Here is a 19289-nt window from a genome sequence, read left to right as displayed (position 1 = left end):
AGATAATTTATTGAACATGATAGTATTTTGTTATATCAAAAGTATCAAATTAAAAACTCACTTAATATTTCGATCACTTCGGTTTCATCATCAGCGGATAGACCTAAAAATGGCCTTGCGGGTATAGCAGCCAAGCGAGGGATCATATCGCTGGTGCCGCCAAATTGATGGATTGCGCCGTATTCTATGTTTGTACCAAATTCTAACGATTCGTCACCTACGTTATAAGCGAATGTGTCGCGTAGTATGTCGTTAAGCCTGAGTATTTTATCTTTATTCTTTTTTTTGCTCTTAGCGTAGTCTGGGCTAAGTGCCTGCCACGGGTCGCCGTCGGGGCTGCGTTGCTCGTCAAAGTGATCACGGTGGGTCAACATTAAATGCTCGCCCACATTGCCAAGTGCTGGGGCTAAGTTGTCTAAGTTCTTTACCAGCTGGGTGAGCACATCGCTTACAGCGGTTGCGCCTTCGGTGCTTATATCAATACGCGCACCAGCCATTACACTAGCCCTTCGTTAAATGCTTGCATGTGCGTTTGCTGGTCCAGCCCTGCAATGAGTGCGGGCAGTAGATCAGCAATTTGGTTAGCCTCTTGCCCTTTTGCTTGTTGCTCAAGCTTTGCAAATTCACGGCACGTTTGTAATGTGTACGGGGTTTGCTGTAGCAGCTGCTGTGCTTGCTCTATTAATTTCATCGTCTTTTATCCTGTGATTTAGCGGCATCTTTTACTAGTTGGTCTATCCAGCTTACAAGCTCTGGTTGCCATTTTTTAAGCTCTTTACGAGCCAGCGCCCAGGCGGTGAACGCCTCTGCAAATTGCTCATATTTATTAAGCGCGCCGTAATAAGTTACGGGCAGCGCATTTTTTAATAGCGCTGGCGCACCTGCATAGTAATGCACTTGGTGGCCGAGTTCGTGCAGCCATGTAGACACTAAACTATGCGCCTGGTGTTTATCTAGTGAATCTGCGTTATGCGAAATAGTATGATCACGTTTTATTGTTTCACCGTGCCAATTATACGGGTATTCACCTTTGTTGTTTGCTGAGCGTTGCACCGTGAGTGCTGCACTGTCTTTTAGCGCTTGCATATCAACTTTAGCTAAGTTTTGGGCGCTTTTCACTTTTACAACAATGTGCTCATACCCTACAGAAGTAAAGCCCCCGCAACCTTTTGCGCCGCGAATACTGTATTGCATGCGTGCATAAAATTCATCTACGCCTAAGTACTCCCCCACCTCACTACGTATAGCGGCATTTGCTTTAGAACCTGCACTCATTTGGGTCTGATTTACAAATACGGTTTTAGTTTTTTTGGCTGTTAGAAAGTCGTTTAAGCCTTCAAGTACTTCACTGTCTAATTGTGCCAATAGCGGATCAAGCTTTAGCGCGGTGACGTTTTTAGCGCTGCTATAAGCCGATGGTACAATGCGGGTAGCTTGGTAATCTTCTATGCGTTTAGCAAGCGGCGGCTTATCTGCTACTTGCTTTTTAACCTGGCTGGTAAGCTGGGCGGTATTTTTGGGGGTGTAGTCAAAGCCCGGATCAATACCCAGTGGTAGCTCAAACTCTTCACCCGTTTTTTTGTTAGTCCAGTTATAACTACCATTATCTGGCGCTGAGCCTACGGTTAAGCCACGGCGTTTAAGCTCACGTTCGCTTAGGCTAAACTTTTTACATTTGCAGCCCCAGCCATTTTGCGGGCTGTGGGTATCCCACCATGGATCATCAACGGGTAAAACCAAGTTATTCCATTTTAAGTGTAGTACGCGCGGGGTTTCGCTATCACCGTGCTTGTATAGCGCATAAGGGCGACTTGCTTTTAGTGCTTGTATTTGCCCCTCGCGGCCTGCGTTATAGGCTTGGCGTATATTGGTTTCGTATATTAATTGGCTACGCCATGCAGGCTGCCCGTTATGCTCCCAACCGTAACGGGCTTTGATATTATCAAACTCTTTTTGAAACCAATTTAAACTTTTACCCTCGCTGATCGCTTTATCGACTGAGGTGTAAAAGTCGTTAAGCATGTCGGCTTTGGTCACACCTGCCACCATAAACGCGCGGTTGTGGGCGCTTTGCCATACATCATCCCAGCTATTGCTGGGAGTGTTTAGCTTTTGCCGAAAAAAGTTTATGCCATCGTCAAACGGTAATGAGCCATATCTAACAGCCATTTAACGGCCCTCATCCACTTCTAGTGCGCCTAACAACTCACTTGCTGCCATGGCCTTTGCCATTATCTCAGTAAGGCCCTCTGTGCTTATTTGTGGCTCTAATTCAAGTATGCCGTCGCGTATTTCTTCTAAGCTGCTGGCATTTTTAACAAGCTCGGTTACAGCATCGCTCATACTGTTTAAGTGAGTTTGTGCTTGTGCTGCTAGCTGCTCGGCCACTAAGTCGGCGTTGTCTTTTTGCGGTGTGTTTTTAAGTGCAGCAAAGCCTTTTAAAGCGGTTTGTGGCTCAGTTGTGGTAAGGCTGAGGATTGCTTCGCCCTTTTCAGGCAGTGGTATTTGGGTTTTTTCACTCACCCATTTTGCAGGGATTGGGTAGTTAACCTCTGTAAGTATTTTAAGGGCTGGAGCTAATACTGCTATGTCGTCGGCTTCGCTGGTGTCAAATTTAAAGCGCGGTATACGGCGTGCGCCTGAGTAGCTTTTAGAGTTTAGCGCGTGCATTGGGTAAATAATATCGCGCGTTATGGTATTAGCTACTTGCTTTAAATCACTTTCGGTTATGTCGTTTAGTACGTCCATGTGAACATTACCAAGCGCGTTTGTGCTGGTTTTACCGTCGGCTTGGCTGGTTAGCGTTGCGCCTAATACCGCTTTACTTTGAGTGGTTTCACACCACTTGATCATGGCTTCAAATGGGTCGGATTGGCCGTTAGCGGCATTTTGAAATTCAATCTCCATGCCCTTCGGGATAATACCGCCTGCGTTATGGCCGATGCTAAGCACGGCACGTAACAAGGTGGCTTTTTCATCATCACTTGCGCCATTTGGGTATTTGCCCAAGCGCAGTGGTAAGCCGTAAATCTCTAGGAACTCAGCAAGGTCACGGATTGAATAATTTTTAAATAAGTACGGCCATGCCACCGTTGAGGTTAACCCAGTGCGGTGAATATACCCTGATTTACTGCGGTGAATATGCGCGCACCAGCCAAACGGGTTTAGTGCTTGGCCTGTGTAGCTGTTATCACGCAGCATTAACTGGTTGCGGTTATCTGGGTGGGTTTGGAATAAGTTTTGATCGCGAAATTCATAACCGGTAATAATATGCTCGCCGCTATCAAACGCCCAGTCAAGCTCGTTACACGAAAACGATTTTAGTATTGCGTCGCTACAATCAAAGATTAGATCCTCTAACCAAGTGGCATCTTCTAATATTTCTTGTATTGCAGCTGCGTCTTTTTCTTCTTGCTCTGTTGCGTTACGGGGTGGCTCTACTGACCAATCGTATTTAAGCCAGCCTCGGCGGCGTTTGGTAAGCTCACTAAACAAGTGGCCGTCTTTATCTTCCATGTCTTTGGCTAAGTCGGCCATGGCCGCTAAGTTACCTGCGTCGGCATCTTTAAGTAATTGTGCTAACTTTGCAGGGGTAAGCGCCTCGCTTGGGTGCTCAGCAAATTGGCGCATTAGCATGCCCACACGGCTATCTTGCTCGGTTTGGGTTTGCTTAAAGTCGGTTGATTTAATCGGGTTGCCGTGAATATCTACTATTTGGGTCATGGGTTTACTCTAACTTTAATGATGGGCTTAATGCTTAGTACGTATATATCAAGCGTTAATGTGTGTTGGTGGGCCTTGGCTAAACTGGCGGCGGTTATGTCTAATTGCTGTACTTGGGCGGTGAATATCTCTTGATAAAACACCCTAAAGCGCCGCGCTACCATGCGGCTTTACGATCACTTGCAAAATCGTCGCTGTGGTCTGGCCGCATGCTATTTACGCTTTGCTGAGCTTTGCTGGGCAGTGGGGTAAACTCAATGGCACTGCCGTCCATTTCAGCGGCGCGGATTAGCATAGCGATTGATACCGCGCTATCGCCATGGCGTTTATTGCCATCGCTACCGGTGTTTTTACCTTTATCTACCTGCGCAATACCGTTTTTAAGTTTGATTTGGCCTAGGTCGTCGAGTACGTCCTGGTCTTTTGGTAGCGTTATATTGTCGGTTTCAAAATAGTCTTTTAGTTTTGGCATCCACTCGCGATACCAGGCTTGTGATAAATGCACGCTATCAACTAACTCTGTGCCGTATTTAAGGCTGGCAGCTTCGGCTAAGTAACCACCGTTACCTGTGGCGTCAAAGGCAAGGCCACGTAATTTTGGTAAACGGTCACAAATATAAAGCATAATCTGCTTTTGCTGCTCGTAAGTTACGTTGCGCAGCTCAACCATAAACGGCACATTTAGGCTGGTGTCTTGGTTTATTTCACCAATACTGAATACGGATAAATCGCCTTTACGGGCAAAATCTTCACCAAAGGCGTGGGTTAGATCAGGATTTAACCTACTTATAAGCTCGTCAATATTTTGCTTACACCAAGTCGCTACGTCTTTTACGCGCTGCTCTTCGGTCCAGCTTTCAAAGTCGGTTGGGGCTTCATAACGTAGTACTTTGCAGTCATCACTTAAGGCACGTTCGCGCAGGCGGCGGCTTAGGTATTGGCCTGCGCCTTGGCTTGGTACGCAGTAAAGCTCCTCGTTAGCGGCATCCTGTGTGGGGTAAAAATCAACTTGATTAGCAAGCCATGCGTCTTCTTTGGCTTGCGTCCACTCTTGCCCACTCACTAAACAAATACGTTTATAAAGCCCATGTCTAAGCGCTTTATCAATAGGAATATGATGCACGGAATACTTTTTAAGACCGCGCCGAGCTTGGGTTATTAGGGTGTTAAATAGGTTATCTACCCCGTTATGGGTCGAAATAATACGTACTCGCCCGCCCCACATGGTAAGCGCCATTGCAGCTTTTAGTACTTCGTCTAGCTTGTCGTGGAATGCGGCTTCGTCTATTACTACGTTACCTTGGCGACCACGTAAGTTGCGCGGGTTTGAGCTTAGCGCTACTATTTTTTTACCGGTACTTGGGAATTTAATTTCAAAGGTGTTGATTGATCGCTTGGTGCCGTCTGGGTCTTTTTCTTCAAATATGCCCTCTTCGACTTCCCCCATAACCATGTTGAGCTTTTGCGCCCAAAATGCACAAGCATCTATAAACTCCTTAGCCATTTCTTTGTCTGAGCCAAGATAATAGGTGTTTTGTGCGTTTGCGGGTGCAGCTGCGCTTAGTACGTCGTCTAGCGCTTCGGCAAAGGTTAACCCAGTACGGCGAGACTTTTCGGCAATTTTTACTATTGCCTCGTCTTCCATCCATGCTTTTTGATAGCCAAAAAGTATGTCTGTGCCCATGGCAACCGCTAAAGAACCGGCCACCTTACTTAGTGGTAGTTCGTTAGTTTGGGTAATACTTTGCGCGGTGCTAGTCATGCTTTAGCCCTAATATGTCGCGTTTGAAAAAGGCCAGCATGTCGTCTGCGGTTTGCGGTAAGTTTTCGTTTTTAACCTTTTGGTCTAGGTCTTTAGCGAGCTTTTGCGCATAAGCTTTTTCTATTTCTTGCTGGCGTTTGTGAGCGGCCATGGCGGTTTGCTCAAGGCGCTGAGCTGCGAGCATGGCGTCTTTTATGGTGTCGATGTCTACCGCTGCATCTTCGTCGGGGTTCATCATTTGTTGCTGCATAGCGCGGAATAGCTGAGAACGGCCCATTTCTAAAATTAGCTTGGTGGTATCGCCTGTGGGCTTTTCGCCAAGCTCGGCGGTAAGTGCTTTGGTTGATTCGCGTAAATCGCGTAGCTTTTGGCCTATGGCTTCGGTTTTTTGGGCGTGGCGACTAAGGCCACTGCGGCTAATGGTTGCGCCCTCGTCTAAGCCTGACTCAATGATCAAGGTATTTACGGCATCAAGTATTTCGCCCTGGCTAAAGCGCTTATCGCGTAGCATTGAGTCGAGCTGCTTTTTAATATCCTCGGGCAGTAAATCAACTTTGCTGGGTTGGCCTCTGCGGATTGATTCGCTCATGGTTAACCTCGTGGCCCTGGGCGTTTAATGCCTGGCACTACGCTTATGCCCTCAGCTACGTCTATGCCTGATTGCGTAATACGGGCAACCCATGTGTTTTCTGTGAGTTTATCGAGTGTTATATAGCCATTTTGCTCTAACCAATTAAGTAAGGTTTTAAGCTGATCACGACTACAACCCAACGCATAGCGCTGTAGTACATCAGCTAGCATGCTGGTGTTAGCGCCAAAATCGGCGGATTCTTTTAGCGTTATTAATATGCTAATTCGTTGGTGTTCGGCTTGAACTTGTAACATTGCCATGGTGGTTTTTCCTGAATTAAATTTTGGTTAGCCTGCTCAGCTGTCGTTGCTGCGCGCGCCTCTGAGTTCGTTTTCCATTAGTAGATCGGTTAAGCGTTTTAGGTCGGTGAGCTGTGGGTTTAGCCCGTCTATTTTGCCGCTCACTTCTATTAGGCGTTTATCAAGTTCGTGTAGGTCGTCGGCGTTGGGTAGGTCTTCTATTGTTTTTTCTACCGCACTTAAACGGCTTTCTAACACCTCATGCACTTTTTTAGTAACAAAGGTACTGCGCAACCATGCCAGTGCGCCTGCGCCAACTATGGCTACACAAACGGTTATAAATGCTTTTTGCCATTCCAATATAAAATCCATGCTAGCGCCTATAGTGCTGTTGTTGTATTTCAATGAGTGATTGGCATTCAACACAGGTACTACAGTTTTTAACCGCGTCACGGCGTTGTTTTGGTATGTCTATGCCACACTCTTGGCAGTGCATAAACGTCGCACCTGGTTTATTTGCTTTTTCGCGCTGAATTGATAGCGCGGCATCGAGTAGGTGTTGTTCTATTTTTTGCGCGTCGTCTAATTTACTCACTGCGGTTTCCTTACTTTTTCAATGACGTTTTTAATGCCTTGCTTAACGCTTGGCGCGGCTTTTTCAACGGTGCGGCCAATAACATAGCCACCTATACCTAGCTGTAATAGTTCCCATGCTTGCGCTGATAAGCGAAAAGCCAGCACACCAAATGAATCAAGGCAGATCAACACTAAGAACGTCAGCATGGTGATAGGCCGCCAATTACGTTGTAAGGCGCTTTCACCTTTGGCCTCGGCGGTAATTATTTGCGATTGCGCCTCTAGCACTTTGCCTTGTAGCTCGACAATTTTGCCCTCAAGCTCTAGTACTTGGCTTTGGGCTGTGTTCTCGATACGTTTGAGTTCATTGGTAACGGTTTGGCGTTCTTCGTCACTGGTAAAGAGGTTGTCAATCAACTTGGTGACAGGCTCGACAACGTTAAACCAATTTTTAATTGCCATTAGATTCTCCAAAACGTTTTTTGAGGGCTTCGCGGGCGTTTTTATAGCTTTGTTGGCCGTCTACGCGCAGCTGTATGTCGATGGCTCTTACTGATTGCCAGCCCTTGTTGAAATAACTTTGCATTGTGCCGCAGTGGCTATGCAGGGGAATTTTGCGCGGGTCGAATGGCATATTGTGCATGCGCGCATCAACCTCTTGTTTCATACGGTCATCGCGGCCTTTGCGATATGACCACTCCCAATTGCTGCCCATTTAATGCACCTCTAACAGCTGTTTAACAGCGTATTCAGAGGCGTGAGCTAGGCGGTTATACCAGCCCTCTAGGTTTGGTTTTTGGCTTGGATCATTCGCGCAAATACGGGCGTACTTGCGACCACGATTGACGCTGAGCAATACGGTTAGGCTAAGTGGTGGGCGCTCTACGATAGCGGTTAAGGTTTTTGGCCCCATGCGACCATCGGGCTTTGAGTTAACTAATCGCTGGGTTAATTGGGTCATGGCGGGTGCGCCGTGCTGTACTGCACCATCGAGCAGCATAAAATCAACACCTTCGTGGACTTGCTCGCAGTACATAGCACGCCAATAGTCACGGTGATAAAGCCGTACAGCATGGGCAAGGGTTAGGTTTTTAATGTCAAGGTTTGGGTATGCGCGCTGGCTTATGCCGTACTTTGTAAGGCCGCCACGGTCTGAGGCTATATCGTTTAACCCGCCGTCACTGCGTAAACCTCCCTCTAAATACAAGATAGGTAATATGCACTGGGCAAATTTAAGCGAGTACGGGGCAAGCGCGTTTTGCACTTCGGGTACTTGTTTAAAATAATTTAAGTTGAGTGGGTTGAATACGAACATACCGAAAAGCCTTGTTGTTTTTCGGTATTGTGGGGGGTTGTGCTTAGGTGTTGGCCGTGCGGTGTTTCGGGAAAGTTTATCTAAAAAGTAGACAGCAGCAGTAAAGTTTTTTATGGTACTGCAACTTTGCTTTTTTCGCTAGTCACACATTTAAAAGGACTTAATTTATGAAATACCTTGGCCTTGTTTTAACTGCGCTATTACCACTTTCAAGCCATGCTGCAATTTACAAATGTATCATTGACGATGTGCCCACGTTTAGCCAAACACCGTGCAGCCCCGATGCTGAGACGCTTAATATTAAAGACGACAAATCAGCTAAGTCGAATGGGGTAAGTGATGAATTATTAAAGCAATGTTCTGACCTAGCGCTAAAAACTGGCGGGTGGCGTGACCCTCATTCTTTTGTTGTTTTATCTCATGAACACCAATGGCGTAGTGACGCTAGCGGCGCAAGGCAAGTATTAGCAATGCGTGTTAATGCTAAAAATGGGTATGGGGGTTATGGGGATTCAAAACCGTTTAACTGCTTTTTAAACCATAATGGTACGGGTTTAAGTTCTGTTCAACACTGGGTTAATTAACCAATAAAAAAGCCGCATGATGCGGCTTTTTTTAGCAATTTTCTTTTTTAAACCTTGCCCAATCAAACTCTTTAACTTCTTCAATTTGGGCGTTTAGTGCGTTGAGTCGCTTTAAAGCGCGGTTTAAGTTTTGCTGTGGCACTTGATTTAACTTGGCTGATATTGGCTTACTTACTCCTCTACATAAACAGTCATAAATAGCCGCTTTTATGGGTTCACTTTTCAAGCGTGTTATCTCTATGAGTACAGCAACACGCTCTGGTGATTCTTTACCGTTAATTAATGCGTACATTTTACATCACTTATCTGATTTGGTTTTAACTAGTATTCTTTGCAGCAAGGTAGCTTTAATGCATCTCTACGCATTTTTACAACATCTTTTGGCGGATAACCCCAAATATTTGAACCATCGGTTCTAAAACCTTTTAAGCCTATTAGCCTGATATCAATTTGTTCTCCAGTTTTAATATACCTATAAAATTCCTCAACCAAGTTCCTTAGCGTTCCACCATGATTAAAGCCCTTCCACAGTCCTTTATATGCTACATAAATACGGCGTCGTGTATATTCATCAACAAACCAAACCTTGCCTTTAGCATCTTTTTCCATGGTTGCTATTGTGCCTTTATGATCAAATAACTTACGCCCATAGCTTGCGATGATTTTTATTAACTGGTTAATGTGATCAACTCGCTCACATTGAATTGGTGCTGCTAGCTCATAGTAAGTGTCATTTCCACACTTAGGGCAAACGTAAGTATAAGCAAAAGAAAATTCAGGATCTTTTTTCTGCTTCATTTCGCTCTCTGTTCCAGTCCATTTACATGCTGATTCTGAACATTCAATTCTATTTTTCATCTGTGTACTCCTTTAACTTTTGTTGTAGTTCGGTAATGCCTCTTAACAGCTCGTTTGGCTTGTGTATTAGCATGAACTCTAGGTCTTTGGCGCTGGTACTTGCAAGCGCTGCGGGCGTTTTAGCTATCAGTGGTGCACCTACTTCATCTATGAACTTGCGTTCGTCTTGCATTACATGCAGCTGTACTTGTATATCTGTGTTAGCTGATTGCAACGTCCCCAGTAGTACGTAGTTATCAGGGTGATTACCGCTTAGCATATCGGTTATTAACTCTTCCACGCAGTCAGCAGCTGTTGCAGCCATTTTGATTGCTTCACTCATTAGAACAAACTCCTTTGGCGGCGCTGGGTTTCTACTGCGCGTTGGTGTTGGATGATTTCAGCTATACGGCGCTCTGTTAGGCCAAATTTAATAGCCAGGGCTTCAACGTTATTACCACGATACTCCTGCCATATTTGTATATCGCGCAGGGCTGCTTTTAGCCGTTGGTCTGTGGGTATGTAAACATCGCGCCCACCGAAGTAATGGCCGATTGCTAGGGTGATTGACTCACCCACTGATTGGGCCTCGTTCACCTTGGCTTTGTTTAATTCTGCTTCAATGAGCAGTGCCAGCGATTGCAGGTTACTCGGCCAGCGTTTACGTACTTCGGCGGCATCCTCGGTAGATAGATTGCTTAGGCAGTCTTGCAGCTGCTCTACGCTTTCACCAAACAGCTCTGATTGTTGCTCTTGATTAGGCATGTTTAAGCTCCAAGTTTTTGTTATACAAAGCCACGTTAAAGCCAAACTTATATTGGTCATTCCAAGAATATGCGTTTGTGTTTTTTTGATTTATAAGGCCATCTGCATAACCACTTTGATAATCTGCGTTGGTATCAGAAATTGATTTAATTGGGTAAATAACTGGCACAAACTCATTGGCTTTCACAAAAATTTTGTTTCCGCAAATACGCACTTTTTTGCCCGCCCATACTTTAAATTGAAATGGTTGGCAGTCGATGATCACATCATCTTTTATAATCCATTCTAAAAAGTCTTGGCCTTCGTCTAAAAATTTAATTGTTTTCATAAACCACCTCGGTTATATCTCATTGTTAAAAATGAAAGTTCATTATTGAAATCGTTGAGTTCATCACGGGTTGAATGTTCAGCATCAAAAACTTTCATCGGATCTTTTTTCATTAATTTGAGTGCGGCTTTTTCTTGGTTTGCTAACTCTTCAAATTCACTGATTCTTTTTTCATATTCGCCTGATCGCAATAGTTCAGTAGCCTTACTTCTTACTTCTGAAATTGTTGAAGTAGCATTTATAAAGTCCTCTGATAGCTGGGCTGCTTTTTGAGCTTTAAGCGTTAAACGCTTTTGCTCTTTTTCTAATGCTTGCATTACAAGCTTTTGGCCTAATCTCATTTGTCCTCCTTATTTACTTTTGCGCCGTAGCGGCTCATTTGTTCTAAATAGGCTTGGTGGTTTTGTTGCTCGCTCATTTCTAAGCCCTGGCGTTTTACTTCCATACTGCGGCTACGTTCTGCGGCGGTAGGCTGTACGATTTGCTCTAGTGAGGTGGTGAGCACTTGTTTTAAGTAGTTATGGTTTGCAAGCGGCTTGATGCTGGGTTGGCCTACTCGCTTTGCCATGATTGAGTTAGTGGTTTGTTCCATAGCGTGGCCCAGTGCGGCGATATTCTCGGTTAGGGCGAGTACTTCACGGGCTAGTTTTACTGCCCGTGTGGCGCTTAAGTCCTGCTTTGCTGGGCGAAACAGGGCTAAGTAACCTACTAATGCCTGGGCTGTGCGTTTGTTGATACTGGCGACGATGCTTAATAGCTCTTTTCCTGCGTCGTCTTGCACTAGTTGATCTAGGCTTAGGTGGCTTTTACACACGGGGCAACGGGTTAATTTCATTGGTGCTGATCTCAAATATGTCGCATACGGCTTGGTATGATTTATGGGGTACGGTGCTAAGTGGTATTGGCCGTGCATAAGTTTGCGTTGTTATTTCGTCAAAAAACGCTTCATACGCTTGCATTTTGTTTGTTTTTAAATGGGCTACCATTTCGCGTTTGTGCCATTTTTTAAGCGGCTCTAGCACTTTTATTGCCTGTGTGAGCGTTAAAAAATGAGCGTGGTAACTGACGTTTGCCCCCACTTTTGCGCGGTTGAGCATACGGTTTACGTAGGCATCTAACGCGGTTTCTGAGCCATCACGGACAAAACTTTGTTTGTGCATGGTGATCCAAATAGCGCGGATTTTGTTTATTTCACCATGTTGCTTTGGTGATGATTTAGGGCTTAAACGGCGTTTACCCTTGGCTTTAAACCCTGCTTTTTTAAAGTGTTCTAACACTTGATTTAGCTCGGGCAGGCTCATTTGGCTGCATGACGTTTTACCCGCTGAGCCGAGTAATGCGGCGCGGTAGGTGTCGTCGTCTAGCCCTAGCTGCCCTTTTGCTATGTGAATTAGCTGTATTAGCTTTGCTTTAGTCATTTTTAAACTCTTCTAACTGCTCGCGTAGTGCTAAGTAACCTTGGCCGATGTCGGCGGCTTCTTCGGCTGTAAATACGCTGGTGTCTACTGCTAGCTTGTGTGAGCACTCTAAGAATTTAACTAGGGCAGCAAGCTGCTTTAGCTCTAATTCTGGTTTTACGATATAGGCCATGTGACCTCCTTTTGTTGTTTGCTGTTTATCGAAGTGCTTTTAGCTTTAGTTAAAACACTTTGATAAAAAGCCGCATCCGTGCGCGCTTTTGGGTTACTTAACTGGGTTGTGATATGCCTTTTTGCACTGGTGGGTTGATGCCAACCAGCTGGCTTTGCACTACAAATGTGATGTTTTGAAACACAAAGTTGATATTTACTGGCTCTTTGCTTTTAGCTACGAGGGTTACAATGCTTTGTAAGTCGCTATGTTCGTTTACTTGAATTGTTGGTTTAACTTCCATGGTTAGTGCTCCTTACAGCTTGGCTATATCAAGTGATATTGCGCGTTCTTGCTCGCCTATGGTTTCGTAAAAACGAATAAAGCGGGTTGAGTCTATGACTTGAATTGCATCGGCTATGATGTCCATGGCACGCTGCCATTTACCGCTTTCGTCGGTGATTTTAAGGCGACGCAAGCCAAGCACTTTTTGCACGCTCACTTTGCCTTTTTTATCAGTGGCAAAGGTTTGCTCAATAATAAGCTTCAAGTTTTCGTTAGCGTTTTCGCTCCACTCGTTTAGGCACTCGTCTATTAACTCTTTTGCTACTAGTAGCTCTGGGCCAAGCTCAATGCTTTCTTGCACTTGTAGCGTTACTTTTTGCTTGTGATCAAAACTGCGTAGTGTGACGTTGCCCTTTTTACCGCCCATTTCTACTGCGTACTCTTGGGCTAGTAAGCCCATGAATGCGTCAAACTCGCTCATTTGCTGCTTTTTAAATTCAGCAAGTTGATAGCTTTGTGCCTTGGCTAGTTCAATCGCTTTTTGTACAAATTCATGACGAATAATGTCGGCTGGGCGAATGCCTTTAAGTGGTACTTGTTGGCCCTTGTGATTGATTAAAAACTCTTGTGGCATGGTGGTTTATCCTTCTATAAACATAATGATTTGGCCGTGCAATTTTGCTGGGCGAACTTGGCGCGTTTGCCCGTTTTTGGTTTCGGTTATTACTGGTAAATGTGCTGGGGCTTTGCCTGCCACTTCGATGATGTGGCGGCTAAAACCTTTGTGTGAACTGATAACTTGCAGCCCTTGTTTTTGTAGCTCTATTAGTGTGTTACGTAGTTCCATGGTTATTTACTCCCGCATATTTTTGAGTGGGGGCAACCGTTACGGCATGCTCTATAAAGCGCTACACGCACATGATTGGTTGCTGCAAATTTTCTGTTTTGATGTTCTAAGCATTGGTTTACTGCTATATCGCCAAGAATTGGGCAATCAACTGTAAAAGCCATAAACACGCCCTCTACGCGTTGCTGTATTACGTGCGTAGAGGCTTTATACTTGTCGTTTACCACTTGGCTAACCGTTGCTTTACTGACGCCGAGTTTTTCAGCTACAGCACGCATCCCTTGCTTTGCTGTTTCTTCCTTTAAAACGTCTAACCAATTATTGGTAGTCATGTGCCTCTCCTAGCTTTACAGGGGCCATTTGCACGGGTCTACGTGTTACTGGCTTGAATTTGACTAATTTATTTGTATTGGCATCAAAAACGCCTTTGGTTTTAGGGATTGGCCGCTTGGGCCCTGTGTTTTTAAGCATTTTGTAAATAGTTGTTTCTCCTGCACGCTCAATTAATGAGCCTGAACGCGGGGCGTTTTTAACTACAAATATGTACCCTGCTTTTTTAAGTATTGAGATATATGAACGAGCTGATGACAGCGAGACGTCAGCGGTGCTTGCTACTTGGCCTGCGTCGAATTCATTTAAGATCCGCATTGATTGCCACATACGTTGCCTCCCTGAGTTTTTGTTTTTGTCACCACTGTTTACAGGCTGTTCGAACGGGTTGTAACTGGCATTTAAAACGCTGTAGTTAATGTCCTCATGATCAACATGCTCAGCAATTGCCTTTGCTGCGACTAAGCGCTTTGCAAAGGCTTTTAGGCTGTCTAATGTGGTGTGTTGTACTGCATCGCGCACTTGCTGCAATGAAAATCGTTTTAGGATTTTCATTGCTTGCCATGCGTCTTGTAATTGTTGGCGGCTCACTGGTTTGCTCCTACGCTTTTTTAAGGAAAAATTCTTTTGAGCCCCACTGCTGTAGGTCGATGCTTGTTAGGCCGTTTGCCAGTGCAAATGCCTCTACTTTTGAAAGCCCTGTGATGATGCGACGTACTTCGCCATCTGTATCACTAAGTAGCTGCTTTAATAAGTCGTCTTGAATTGTGAGCGTTGGCTCTATGACTGCATTAACGATGATTTGTAAGTCTTCAAACTGGGTTGGCATGAACTCTAACCACTCGCTAATACGGCTATAAAACTGCTTATGGCGTTGCAATTTACGGCGCACTGCTTCCATGCCAATTAACACTACTGGGCAGCTGGTTAAGTCGTGTATATCGCGTACACTTTCTAGGGCTTCTTTGTCGTTTAATAAGTAGTCTGCCTCGTCTATAAACAAGGTGCGTGGGTTTATAGACGTTGCCATGCTTTCAATGATGTAATTGAGCATGCCCTCTTTAGTGTGGATATCTGGGCCGCTTAGTTCTTTGACTATCTGGCGTAATAGCTGGGCTAATGTCATACCTGATGTAGCACGGATGTAGATGCCGTTACAGCGGTTTACCAGCCATGCCGTAGCGGTGGTTTTACCTAGTCCTGGCTCACCGTAAATTAAACCAATCCCAGGCACGCCATACGCGCGCTGAGTAAGCGATTCAACCATTAATTGTGTGGCTACTACATTACTTACGATTGCGATTTTAGTTTTCATGACTTATTCCTTTACTGTTTGTGTAATTGAGTTGGTGCAGCGGGTGCTGCGTTCATTTCTGTTAAAAGGTCATCTAGTCGTGCTGATAAGGCACGGTTTTGCTGCTCCCACGTATTAAGCCAGCCTGCATCTACATCACTTAACTGATTAGTTAAGCGCTGTTTTTTGTGGTACATGGCTTTATCACGGGTGTTATTGAATAACGGTGTTGGGTTTACATTGGCTGCGGCGGCTTCGTTTTCTAGCTGCTTACGGCGCTTTTCAAACTCGCTTAATTGCTCGTCGCTGTAGGTTGTGACAGGCTTGCTATCAAGTGCTTTTATAGCTGACTGAGTAATGACATTAGTGTGCTCAACTGATTGCTTAGGCAGTGTTGCCAGTGCTTTGTTTTGAGTGGTGTAATGGCTGAGTACTTCGTTTGCTATATCTGATACGTTTACTGATTTAGCGGTCTTTTTAAGCTCTTTTAGCTTGCGTGATGTTTCCGCTGCTTGGCTACGTTTTGCATGCTGTGCTACGTCTTGACGGGTCATACCAGCTGATTCAATTTCGTGGTCTGTTGCGATACAAATAAACTCGTTATTCATGCGATTAAATACGTAAATACGGCCTACGTTTTTAGGGTCCCATTTGCACAGCACTTCATCGCCTACTATTGCGCCAAGCTCAGGGGCAATATAGAACCCGCCACTTAACTTAATCCCCTCTTTACCAACTTTTCGTAGACCACGATTTGATGGTACTGGCTGTAGCATTACATCGAGTAAGCGCTCGTCTTTGATCACTTTGATTTGGTCGCGACTTGCTGCGAATAAATCGAACGGGGTTTTGTTACCTATGTTGCTGTGCGGCTTGTGGTGGTAGCGGTTGTCGATCCAGTTATCTACAAACGCTTGCAGCTGCTGCGCGGTCATGTTGATTTCAATGGCTGATTTATCTTTACCTTGCTTTGCTAATAGGCGCTGTGCAAAAGTTTTGCGCGCTTCGATTGCTTGGCGTTCTGATACGTTGTGACCGATATAACCTGTTAATAGCTCTGCTATATCGTGCGAGAACGTTTTGAAAAAACGCTCGATATATGGCTTTTCTTCACCGCTAAACGGGTTTGTTGTTTCGTGCTTTATGTCGAGTGCATCGAACACGCTGGTAATTTGAATTGAGGTGTAATCATTCCCGTTATCTGTGCGAGCAATTTCGGGAATACCCCAATCAAGTATTGCTTTGCGGATAACTAAACAAATACCGGTGCTGTCGCTGGTTGGATGAATAACAACTTTTGCACGGCGCGTACAAACGTCGATAATGCCGATCAACGAATGACGGCCATCAACGAGCATTACGTCAGTCGGGGTTGAATCGAATTCCCACAACTGGTTAATACGCGTAATGTTTTCGTCCATTTTACCCATCGCAGACATAAACTTGTTTTTCCAAGCATCTGGGTTTGCCATTTTGGTATAGAGCGCGCTGTTTTCGCGCTTCCAACGTGTTAGCCATTCACGGATTGTGGTTTCTGCTGGGATAGCTTTACCCTGGCTGTAAAAGCGAGCTATTAGCCCCTCTTTTACTTGCGTGGCTTTTACGTGTGGGTATTGGTAAATCATAGCGATGCAAAAATCGCTAAGCTCTGGATCAGAGTCGATGATTGATTTACCTGAGCGCTTAATTTTTACAGCAAGTCCTGCTATGCCTTTCTGTTGCACTGTTTTTTGCCAGCGGATCAATGTGATGCGAGAAACAGAAGGTATTAAGCTTTTGTAGTCTGCTGGAATATCTAACATGCCTTGGTTATAGCGTTCACTGAACAAGTCAAAACCAGCAACTTTTGCAAGGTTATTCGCACTTACAAAGTTTTCAGCTGCTTTTAAAATGTGATTTTTCGCACTTGCTTTAGGTGGGATGTTATCAAGCCCTGCTAACTGCTTTAGGTGCGCGTGCTTTTGCTGCGTTGCTTGCTCTTGATTAAAGCGATCACTTTGTTCATTTACAGCAAGATAGGCTTTTCCGGCTTCGGCTGCTGGGCTGGCTGTTTCTTTAAGTATTGCTTCTTTCACCTGCACACAAATGTGTGCAGGAAGATCAGCAAGTGCATACTTGCGTACTTTCCCACCTCGACCTTTTATTTCAGTAAAGGGCCAATTCTCATTTTTTGCTTTAATTTGAATGCTGCGCTTATTAACGAGCATATAAGCTGCAATTTGATGTGCTGTGTATAGTTCCATTACACACTCCTTTTGTTACTGCGACGTCCAGCTTTACGATTTGGCTTACCATCTTTACCATAGCGCTCAGGCCATATTTCAAAGGCGCTCACGCCAATAACTTCGGCAATGATTTTTTCAACTAATGGGTAAGGTCTATGCAGTGCAGTCTGCACAGCATTAGACGCATAGCCGCGACTAAATGAAAGTTGCCGACATGACCACCCTTCACTTTCTAGTGCTGCTTTTATTTCTGTTACCGTCCAGCCTGGACAATTTGCACGATCCATTTTACGCACCCTTTTATGTGTATTTTGTATTCATGCACACAAATATACGCATACAAAATTGTGCATACAAGCTTTATTTGCACACAATCGTGTGCACAAGATGTAGCGCATTGATTTTATTTGATATTTATTTTTATAAAGATATGTTCTGGCAGGATCGCGCTTCGCGCTTTCAAGTGCGAAAGGATCGCGGTTTGAAAAACTACACTTTTGTTGTTTTTATTTTGTATGCACTGAAATGTGTGTTTAAATAATTATTATGTACACCTTTTAGCAGATTATTAATAACGAGTATGGCTGCATTCAATCAGTATTTAAAAGCGCTTAGAGAACGCAAGTTCTTAGACATTGGCACTGTTGCTGAGCGCACCGGAGTGCATCGTAATACTCAATCTAAATATGAGGACAGCCGCGATCCTCCTCTTGATTATTTAGTTGAGTTTGCGGCCCTGGTTGATGTGCCGTTTATTGATATTTTATTAAAGCGATTAGATGACTCCAAAGCATCTCAGCGAGCTGTAAACCTAGCTATAAGCTCTTTAGAACCTGAAAAGTCAGGGGTTTATGAAGTTAAAGAGATTTATAAAACGTCGAATGAATTAATGCATGTCAAACTTAATGAGGTATCACACAAGCTGATCCCGACTGGTGCTACGGTTTTTATAAATACAAGTTCAAAAGCAATTGATGCTAATAGCATGTACGCGTTTCTTAACCCTATGAATGGTGAACATTTCGCTGCAAAGCTTGTACTTACAGCAACAAAGCTTAAATTGGTATTTGACAACACTGAGCGTAAAGACCTGGTCTTTAGCGTTGAAGGTGGCGAGACTGAATCACGTTATATTTTAAAAACATTAGGGCTTTTAGGTAAAATTGTAAAAGCTGAGCTTATTTTTTAATTTATCAATGTAAGCCGTGTTTATCGCGGTTTCGCACTTAAAATTATCATTTTTTCGCACTTTTTAAGATCGCACTTAATTTCACTTAAACTGAGCTTAAACCCTTATTTCTCCCGCGTTTTCCCATCTATTCTTATCTATTCCCTGTTTATCATTTAGATCTGTTAGTTACATGAAGGCGATATTTTCTTAGACTAATATCAGTGAGTAACACACTCAAACAGGTAGCTAACTCATTGATTGTTTTATTTTTGTACAAAGCATTGCTGCTGCAGTCAAAATTTATATTATGTTTTAGCGCTAGTTTTAGTTTACATAACTAATACGCATTTAGTTCAACCGTTTTAACGTTCCAAAATAAAAAGGAGCCATTTTTTTTAAATAAGTTAATTATCGCTTTATAAAAATACAGGAAATAGAACGCGTTTTTGCTATTAAAAGCCGTTTTCTTAAATTTTACTCATCACTTTATTGCCTCAAATTACAAACTTCATGCAAATATTGCCCTGTTTTTATAAAACAATATCACTGCGCTTTACTTAAATAGTGTTACAAAACGCGCAGATTGCACATAAAAACAACGAATAGACCTCTTTTTTGAATTTATGATCTTTTATATGTTGACACTTTGCTATGCGGTCATTAATATTTCGCCCCGTTGAAAGGCAAGACGCTTCCCCCTTAGCTCAGTTGGTTAGAGCGACGGACTGTTAATCCGCAGGTCCCCCGTTCGAGTCGGGGAGGGGGAGCCAAGTTTATGTTTATGATGTAGTTCCCCCTTAGCTCAGTT

The 19289-nt window shown here is 44.1% G+C and carries 31 protein-coding genes and 1 tRNA gene; 3 read left to right on the top strand and 29 right to left on the bottom strand.

The features are described 5' to 3' along the window. Positions 1-44: 44 nt before the first annotated feature. From CWC14_RS05945 to CWC14_RS05890, 12 genes are all read right to left on the bottom strand, one after another. Positions 45-497 (bottom strand): phage virion morphogenesis protein, encoded by a 453-nt coding sequence (locus CWC14_RS05945; protein ID WP_138561832.1) that lies wholly within the window; start codon positions 495-497, stop codon positions 45-47. Continuing rightward, complete coding sequence (locus CWC14_RS05940) at positions 497-691, bottom strand: hypothetical protein (protein ID WP_138561830.1); 195 nt, start codon at positions 689-691, stop codon at positions 497-499. The genes CWC14_RS05945 and CWC14_RS05940 overlap by 1 nt, the downstream gene beginning before the upstream one ends. Further along, entirely contained in the window at positions 688-2169 is a 1482-nt protein-coding gene (locus CWC14_RS05935) for a phage minor head protein (protein ID WP_138561828.1), read from the bottom strand. The genes CWC14_RS05940 and CWC14_RS05935 overlap by 4 nt, the downstream gene beginning before the upstream one ends. Further along, positions 2170-3723, bottom strand: coding sequence for a DUF935 domain-containing protein (locus CWC14_RS05930; protein ID WP_138561826.1), 1554 nt, complete (start codon positions 3721-3723; stop codon positions 2170-2172). A 157-nt stretch (positions 3724-3880) separates the two neighbouring features. Next, positions 3881-5485 (bottom strand): terminase large subunit domain-containing protein, encoded by a 1605-nt coding sequence (locus CWC14_RS05925; protein ID WP_138561824.1) that lies wholly within the window; start codon positions 5483-5485, stop codon positions 3881-3883. Next, on the bottom strand, positions 5478-6074 hold the full coding sequence (locus tag CWC14_RS05920) for a DUF3486 family protein (RefSeq protein WP_002960376.1): 597 nt from the start codon (positions 6072-6074) through the stop codon (positions 5478-5480). The genes CWC14_RS05925 and CWC14_RS05920 overlap by 8 nt, the downstream gene beginning before the upstream one ends. A 2-nt stretch (positions 6075-6076) precedes the next feature. Continuing rightward, the gene (locus tag CWC14_RS05915; RefSeq protein ID WP_024606090.1) at positions 6077-6376 is read right to left on the bottom strand and encodes a VpaChn25_0724 family phage protein; all 300 of its coding nucleotides are present in this window, start codon (positions 6374-6376) and stop codon (positions 6077-6079) included. Positions 6377-6412: 36 nt separating this feature from the next. Beyond that, complete coding sequence (locus CWC14_RS05910) at positions 6413-6727, bottom strand: DUF2730 family protein (protein WP_138561822.1); 315 nt, start codon at positions 6725-6727, stop codon at positions 6413-6415. A 1-nt stretch (position 6728) separates the two neighbouring features. Continuing rightward, positions 6729-6950, bottom strand: a complete 222-nt coding sequence (locus CWC14_RS05905; RefSeq protein WP_138561820.1) for a TraR/DksA C4-type zinc finger protein — start codon at positions 6948-6950, stop codon at positions 6729-6731. Then, complete coding sequence (locus CWC14_RS05900; RefSeq protein WP_138561818.1) at positions 6947-7393, bottom strand: 3TM-type holin; 447 nt, start codon at positions 7391-7393, stop codon at positions 6947-6949. The genes CWC14_RS05905 and CWC14_RS05900 overlap by 4 nt, the downstream gene beginning before the upstream one ends. Next, on the bottom strand, positions 7383-7646 hold the full coding sequence (locus CWC14_RS05895; RefSeq protein WP_138561816.1) for a hypothetical protein: 264 nt from the start codon (positions 7644-7646) through the stop codon (positions 7383-7385). Before CWC14_RS05895 ends, CWC14_RS05900 begins: the two co-directional genes overlap by 11 nt. Further along, positions 7647-8246, bottom strand: a complete 600-nt coding sequence (locus CWC14_RS05890; RefSeq protein ID WP_138561814.1) for a glycoside hydrolase family 108 protein — start codon at positions 8244-8246, stop codon at positions 7647-7649. Positions 8247-8413: 167 nt separating this feature from the next. Here CWC14_RS05890 and CWC14_RS05885 point away from each other — a divergent pair, with 167 nt between their 5' ends. Further along, positions 8414-8830, top strand: coding sequence for a DUF4124 domain-containing protein (locus tag CWC14_RS05885; RefSeq protein WP_138561812.1), 417 nt, complete (start codon positions 8414-8416; stop codon positions 8828-8830). Positions 8831-8861: 31 nt separating this feature from the next. Here CWC14_RS05885 and CWC14_RS05880 read toward each other — a convergent pair whose 3' ends face one another. The 17 genes from CWC14_RS05880 to CWC14_RS05800 form a co-directional block, all read right to left on the bottom strand. Then, complete coding sequence (locus CWC14_RS05880; RefSeq protein WP_138561810.1) at positions 8862-9122, bottom strand: hypothetical protein; 261 nt, start codon at positions 9120-9122, stop codon at positions 8862-8864. A gap of 29 nt (positions 9123-9151) precedes the next feature. After that, positions 9152-9688 (bottom strand): YoqU family phage-derived protein, encoded by a 537-nt coding sequence (locus CWC14_RS05875; RefSeq protein WP_138561808.1) that lies wholly within the window; start codon positions 9686-9688, stop codon positions 9152-9154. Then, on the bottom strand, positions 9678-10010 hold the full coding sequence (locus CWC14_RS05870) for a hypothetical protein (RefSeq protein ID WP_138561806.1): 333 nt from the start codon (positions 10008-10010) through the stop codon (positions 9678-9680). Before CWC14_RS05870 ends, CWC14_RS05875 begins: the two co-directional genes overlap by 11 nt. After that, positions 10010-10432 carry a Mor transcription activator family protein gene (locus CWC14_RS05865; protein WP_138561804.1) on the bottom strand — a complete coding sequence of 141 codons (423 nt, stop codon included), beginning with the start codon at positions 10430-10432 and terminating at the stop codon, positions 10010-10012. Before CWC14_RS05865 ends, CWC14_RS05870 begins: the two co-directional genes overlap by 1 nt. Then, positions 10425-10760: a hypothetical protein gene (locus CWC14_RS05860; protein ID WP_138561802.1), complete on the bottom strand. Its 336-nt coding sequence runs from the start codon at positions 10758-10760 to the stop codon at positions 10425-10427. The genes CWC14_RS05865 and CWC14_RS05860 overlap by 8 nt, the downstream gene beginning before the upstream one ends. Then, positions 10757-11101: a hypothetical protein gene (locus CWC14_RS05855; protein ID WP_138561800.1), complete on the bottom strand. Its 345-nt coding sequence runs from the start codon at positions 11099-11101 to the stop codon at positions 10757-10759. Before CWC14_RS05855 ends, CWC14_RS05860 begins: the two co-directional genes overlap by 4 nt. Continuing rightward, positions 11098-11595, bottom strand: coding sequence for an HI_1489 N-terminal domain-containing protein (locus CWC14_RS05850; protein WP_138561798.1), 498 nt, complete (start codon positions 11593-11595; stop codon positions 11098-11100). Before CWC14_RS05850 ends, CWC14_RS05855 begins: the two co-directional genes overlap by 4 nt. Then, the gene (locus CWC14_RS05845; RefSeq protein ID WP_138561796.1) at positions 11567-12178 is read right to left on the bottom strand and encodes a gp16 family protein; all 612 of its coding nucleotides are present in this window, start codon (positions 12176-12178) and stop codon (positions 11567-11569) included. The genes CWC14_RS05850 and CWC14_RS05845 overlap by 29 nt, the downstream gene beginning before the upstream one ends. Next, a complete protein-coding gene (locus CWC14_RS05840) occupies positions 12171-12350 on the bottom strand; it encodes a hypothetical protein (RefSeq protein ID WP_138542926.1) in 180 nt (59 codons plus the stop codon). The genes CWC14_RS05845 and CWC14_RS05840 overlap by 8 nt, the downstream gene beginning before the upstream one ends. A gap of 97 nt (positions 12351-12447) precedes the next feature. Next, entirely contained in the window at positions 12448-12633 is a 186-nt protein-coding gene (locus CWC14_RS05835) for a hypothetical protein (protein ID WP_138561794.1), read from the bottom strand. A 12-nt stretch (positions 12634-12645) separates the two neighbouring features. After that, positions 12646-13248 carry a DUF3164 family protein gene (locus CWC14_RS05830; protein WP_138561792.1) on the bottom strand — a complete coding sequence of 201 codons (603 nt, stop codon included), beginning with the start codon at positions 13246-13248 and terminating at the stop codon, positions 12646-12648. Positions 13249-13254: 6 nt separating this feature from the next. Then, entirely contained in the window at positions 13255-13461 is a 207-nt protein-coding gene (locus CWC14_RS05825) for a hypothetical protein (protein WP_138561790.1), read from the bottom strand. Positions 13462-13463: 2 nt separating this feature from the next. Then, on the bottom strand, positions 13464-13793 hold the full coding sequence (locus CWC14_RS05820) for a LacI family DNA-binding transcriptional regulator (RefSeq protein ID WP_138561788.1): 330 nt from the start codon (positions 13791-13793) through the stop codon (positions 13464-13466). Continuing rightward, the gene (locus tag CWC14_RS05815; RefSeq protein WP_138561786.1) at positions 13780-14382 is read right to left on the bottom strand and encodes a hypothetical protein; all 603 of its coding nucleotides are present in this window, start codon (positions 14380-14382) and stop codon (positions 13780-13782) included. The genes CWC14_RS05820 and CWC14_RS05815 overlap by 14 nt, the downstream gene beginning before the upstream one ends. A gap of 10 nt (positions 14383-14392) precedes the next feature. After that, positions 14393-15106 carry an AAA family ATPase gene (locus CWC14_RS05810; protein ID WP_138561784.1) on the bottom strand — a complete coding sequence of 238 codons (714 nt, stop codon included), beginning with the start codon at positions 15104-15106 and terminating at the stop codon, positions 14393-14395. An 11-nt stretch (positions 15107-15117) separates the two neighbouring features. Next, on the bottom strand, positions 15118-17328 hold the full coding sequence (locus CWC14_RS05805; RefSeq protein WP_138561782.1) for a Mu transposase C-terminal domain-containing protein: 2211 nt from the start codon (positions 17326-17328) through the stop codon (positions 15118-15120). Next, positions 17328-17597, bottom strand: a complete 270-nt coding sequence (locus tag CWC14_RS05800; protein ID WP_138561780.1) for a helix-turn-helix domain-containing protein — start codon at positions 17595-17597, stop codon at positions 17328-17330. Before CWC14_RS05800 ends, CWC14_RS05805 begins: the two co-directional genes overlap by 1 nt. Before the next feature lie 293 nt (positions 17598-17890). Between CWC14_RS05800 and CWC14_RS05795 the strand changes: the two genes are divergently transcribed. Continuing rightward, positions 17891-18499, top strand: a complete 609-nt coding sequence (locus tag CWC14_RS05795) for a helix-turn-helix domain-containing protein (protein ID WP_138561778.1) — start codon at positions 17891-17893, stop codon at positions 18497-18499. A 675-nt stretch (positions 18500-19174) separates the two neighbouring features. After that, positions 19175-19251 (top strand) — tRNA-Asn (locus CWC14_RS05790). Positions 19252-19289 lie beyond the last annotated feature (38 nt).

Origin of the sequence: Pseudoalteromonas sp. S3260, from assembly GCF_005886925.1 — a bacterium.
Lineage (GTDB): Bacteria > Pseudomonadota > Gammaproteobacteria > Enterobacterales > Alteromonadaceae > Pseudoalteromonas > Pseudoalteromonas tetraodonis.
Note: the sequence above shows the minus strand (reverse complement) of the source record. Positions and strands in the feature narration are given on the sequence as shown.

Excerpts from the sequence above, each read along its gene's own strand:
- CWC14_RS05945 (WP_138561832.1), bottom strand. The coding sequence starts at position 497 with ATGGCTGGTGCGCGTATTGATATAAGCACCGAAGGCGCAACCGCTGTA.
- CWC14_RS05940 (WP_138561830.1), bottom strand. The coding sequence starts at position 691 with ATGAAATTAATAGAGCAAGCACAGCAGCTGCTACAGCAAACCCCGTAC.
- CWC14_RS05935 (WP_138561828.1), bottom strand. The coding sequence starts at position 2,169 with ATGGCTGTTAGATATGGCTCATTACCGTTTGACGATGGCATAAACTTT.
- CWC14_RS05930 (WP_138561826.1), bottom strand. The coding sequence starts at position 3,723 with ATGACCCAAATAGTAGATATTCACGGCAACCCGATTAAATCAACCGAC.
- CWC14_RS05925 (WP_138561824.1), bottom strand. The coding sequence starts at position 5,485 with ATGACTAGCACCGCGCAAAGTATTACCCAAACTAACGAACTACCACTA.
- CWC14_RS05920 (WP_002960376.1), bottom strand. The coding sequence starts at position 6,074 with ATGAGCGAATCAATCCGCAGAGGCCAACCCAGCAAAGTTGATTTACTG.
- CWC14_RS05915 (WP_024606090.1), bottom strand. The coding sequence starts at position 6,376 with ATGGCAATGTTACAAGTTCAAGCCGAACACCAACGAATTAGCATATTA.
- CWC14_RS05910 (WP_138561822.1), bottom strand. The coding sequence starts at position 6,727 with ATGGATTTTATATTGGAATGGCAAAAAGCATTTATAACCGTTTGTGTA.
- CWC14_RS05900 (WP_138561818.1), bottom strand. The coding sequence starts at position 7,393 with ATGGCAATTAAAAATTGGTTTAACGTTGTCGAGCCTGTCACCAAGTTG.
- CWC14_RS05895 (WP_138561816.1), bottom strand. The coding sequence starts at position 7,646 with ATGGGCAGCAATTGGGAGTGGTCATATCGCAAAGGCCGCGATGACCGT.
- CWC14_RS05890 (WP_138561814.1), bottom strand. The coding sequence starts at position 8,246 with ATGTTCGTATTCAACCCACTCAACTTAAATTATTTTAAACAAGTACCC.
- CWC14_RS05885 (WP_138561812.1), top strand. The coding sequence starts at position 8,414 with ATGAAATACCTTGGCCTTGTTTTAACTGCGCTATTACCACTTTCAAGC.
- CWC14_RS05880 (WP_138561810.1), bottom strand. The coding sequence starts at position 9,122 with ATGTACGCATTAATTAACGGTAAAGAATCACCAGAGCGTGTTGCTGTA.
- CWC14_RS05875 (WP_138561808.1), bottom strand. The coding sequence starts at position 9,688 with ATGAAAAATAGAATTGAATGTTCAGAATCAGCATGTAAATGGACTGGA.
- CWC14_RS05870 (WP_138561806.1), bottom strand. The coding sequence starts at position 10,010 with ATGAGTGAAGCAATCAAAATGGCTGCAACAGCTGCTGACTGCGTGGAA.
- CWC14_RS05865 (WP_138561804.1), bottom strand. The coding sequence starts at position 10,432 with ATGCCTAATCAAGAGCAACAATCAGAGCTGTTTGGTGAAAGCGTAGAG.
- CWC14_RS05860 (WP_138561802.1), bottom strand. The coding sequence starts at position 10,760 with ATGAAAACAATTAAATTTTTAGACGAAGGCCAAGACTTTTTAGAATGG.
- CWC14_RS05855 (WP_138561800.1), bottom strand. The coding sequence starts at position 11,101 with ATGAGATTAGGCCAAAAGCTTGTAATGCAAGCATTAGAAAAAGAGCAA.
- CWC14_RS05850 (WP_138561798.1), bottom strand. The coding sequence starts at position 11,595 with ATGAAATTAACCCGTTGCCCCGTGTGTAAAAGCCACCTAAGCCTAGAT.
- CWC14_RS05845 (WP_138561796.1), bottom strand. The coding sequence starts at position 12,178 with ATGACTAAAGCAAAGCTAATACAGCTAATTCACATAGCAAAAGGGCAG.
- CWC14_RS05840 (WP_138542926.1), bottom strand. The coding sequence starts at position 12,350 with ATGGCCTATATCGTAAAACCAGAATTAGAGCTAAAGCAGCTTGCTGCC.
- CWC14_RS05835 (WP_138561794.1), bottom strand. The coding sequence starts at position 12,633 with ATGGAAGTTAAACCAACAATTCAAGTAAACGAACATAGCGACTTACAA.
- CWC14_RS05830 (WP_138561792.1), bottom strand. The coding sequence starts at position 13,248 with ATGCCACAAGAGTTTTTAATCAATCACAAGGGCCAACAAGTACCACTT.
- CWC14_RS05825 (WP_138561790.1), bottom strand. The coding sequence starts at position 13,461 with ATGGAACTACGTAACACACTAATAGAGCTACAAAAACAAGGGCTGCAA.
- CWC14_RS05820 (WP_138561788.1), bottom strand. The coding sequence starts at position 13,793 with ATGACTACCAATAATTGGTTAGACGTTTTAAAGGAAGAAACAGCAAAG.
- CWC14_RS05810 (WP_138561784.1), bottom strand. The coding sequence starts at position 15,106 with ATGAAAACTAAAATCGCAATCGTAAGTAATGTAGTAGCCACACAATTA.
- CWC14_RS05805 (WP_138561782.1), bottom strand. The coding sequence starts at position 17,328 with ATGGAACTATACACAGCACATCAAATTGCAGCTTATATGCTCGTTAAT.
- CWC14_RS05800 (WP_138561780.1), bottom strand. The coding sequence starts at position 17,597 with ATGGATCGTGCAAATTGTCCAGGCTGGACGGTAACAGAAATAAAAGCA.
- CWC14_RS05795 (WP_138561778.1), top strand. The coding sequence starts at position 17,891 with ATGGCTGCATTCAATCAGTATTTAAAAGCGCTTAGAGAACGCAAGTTC.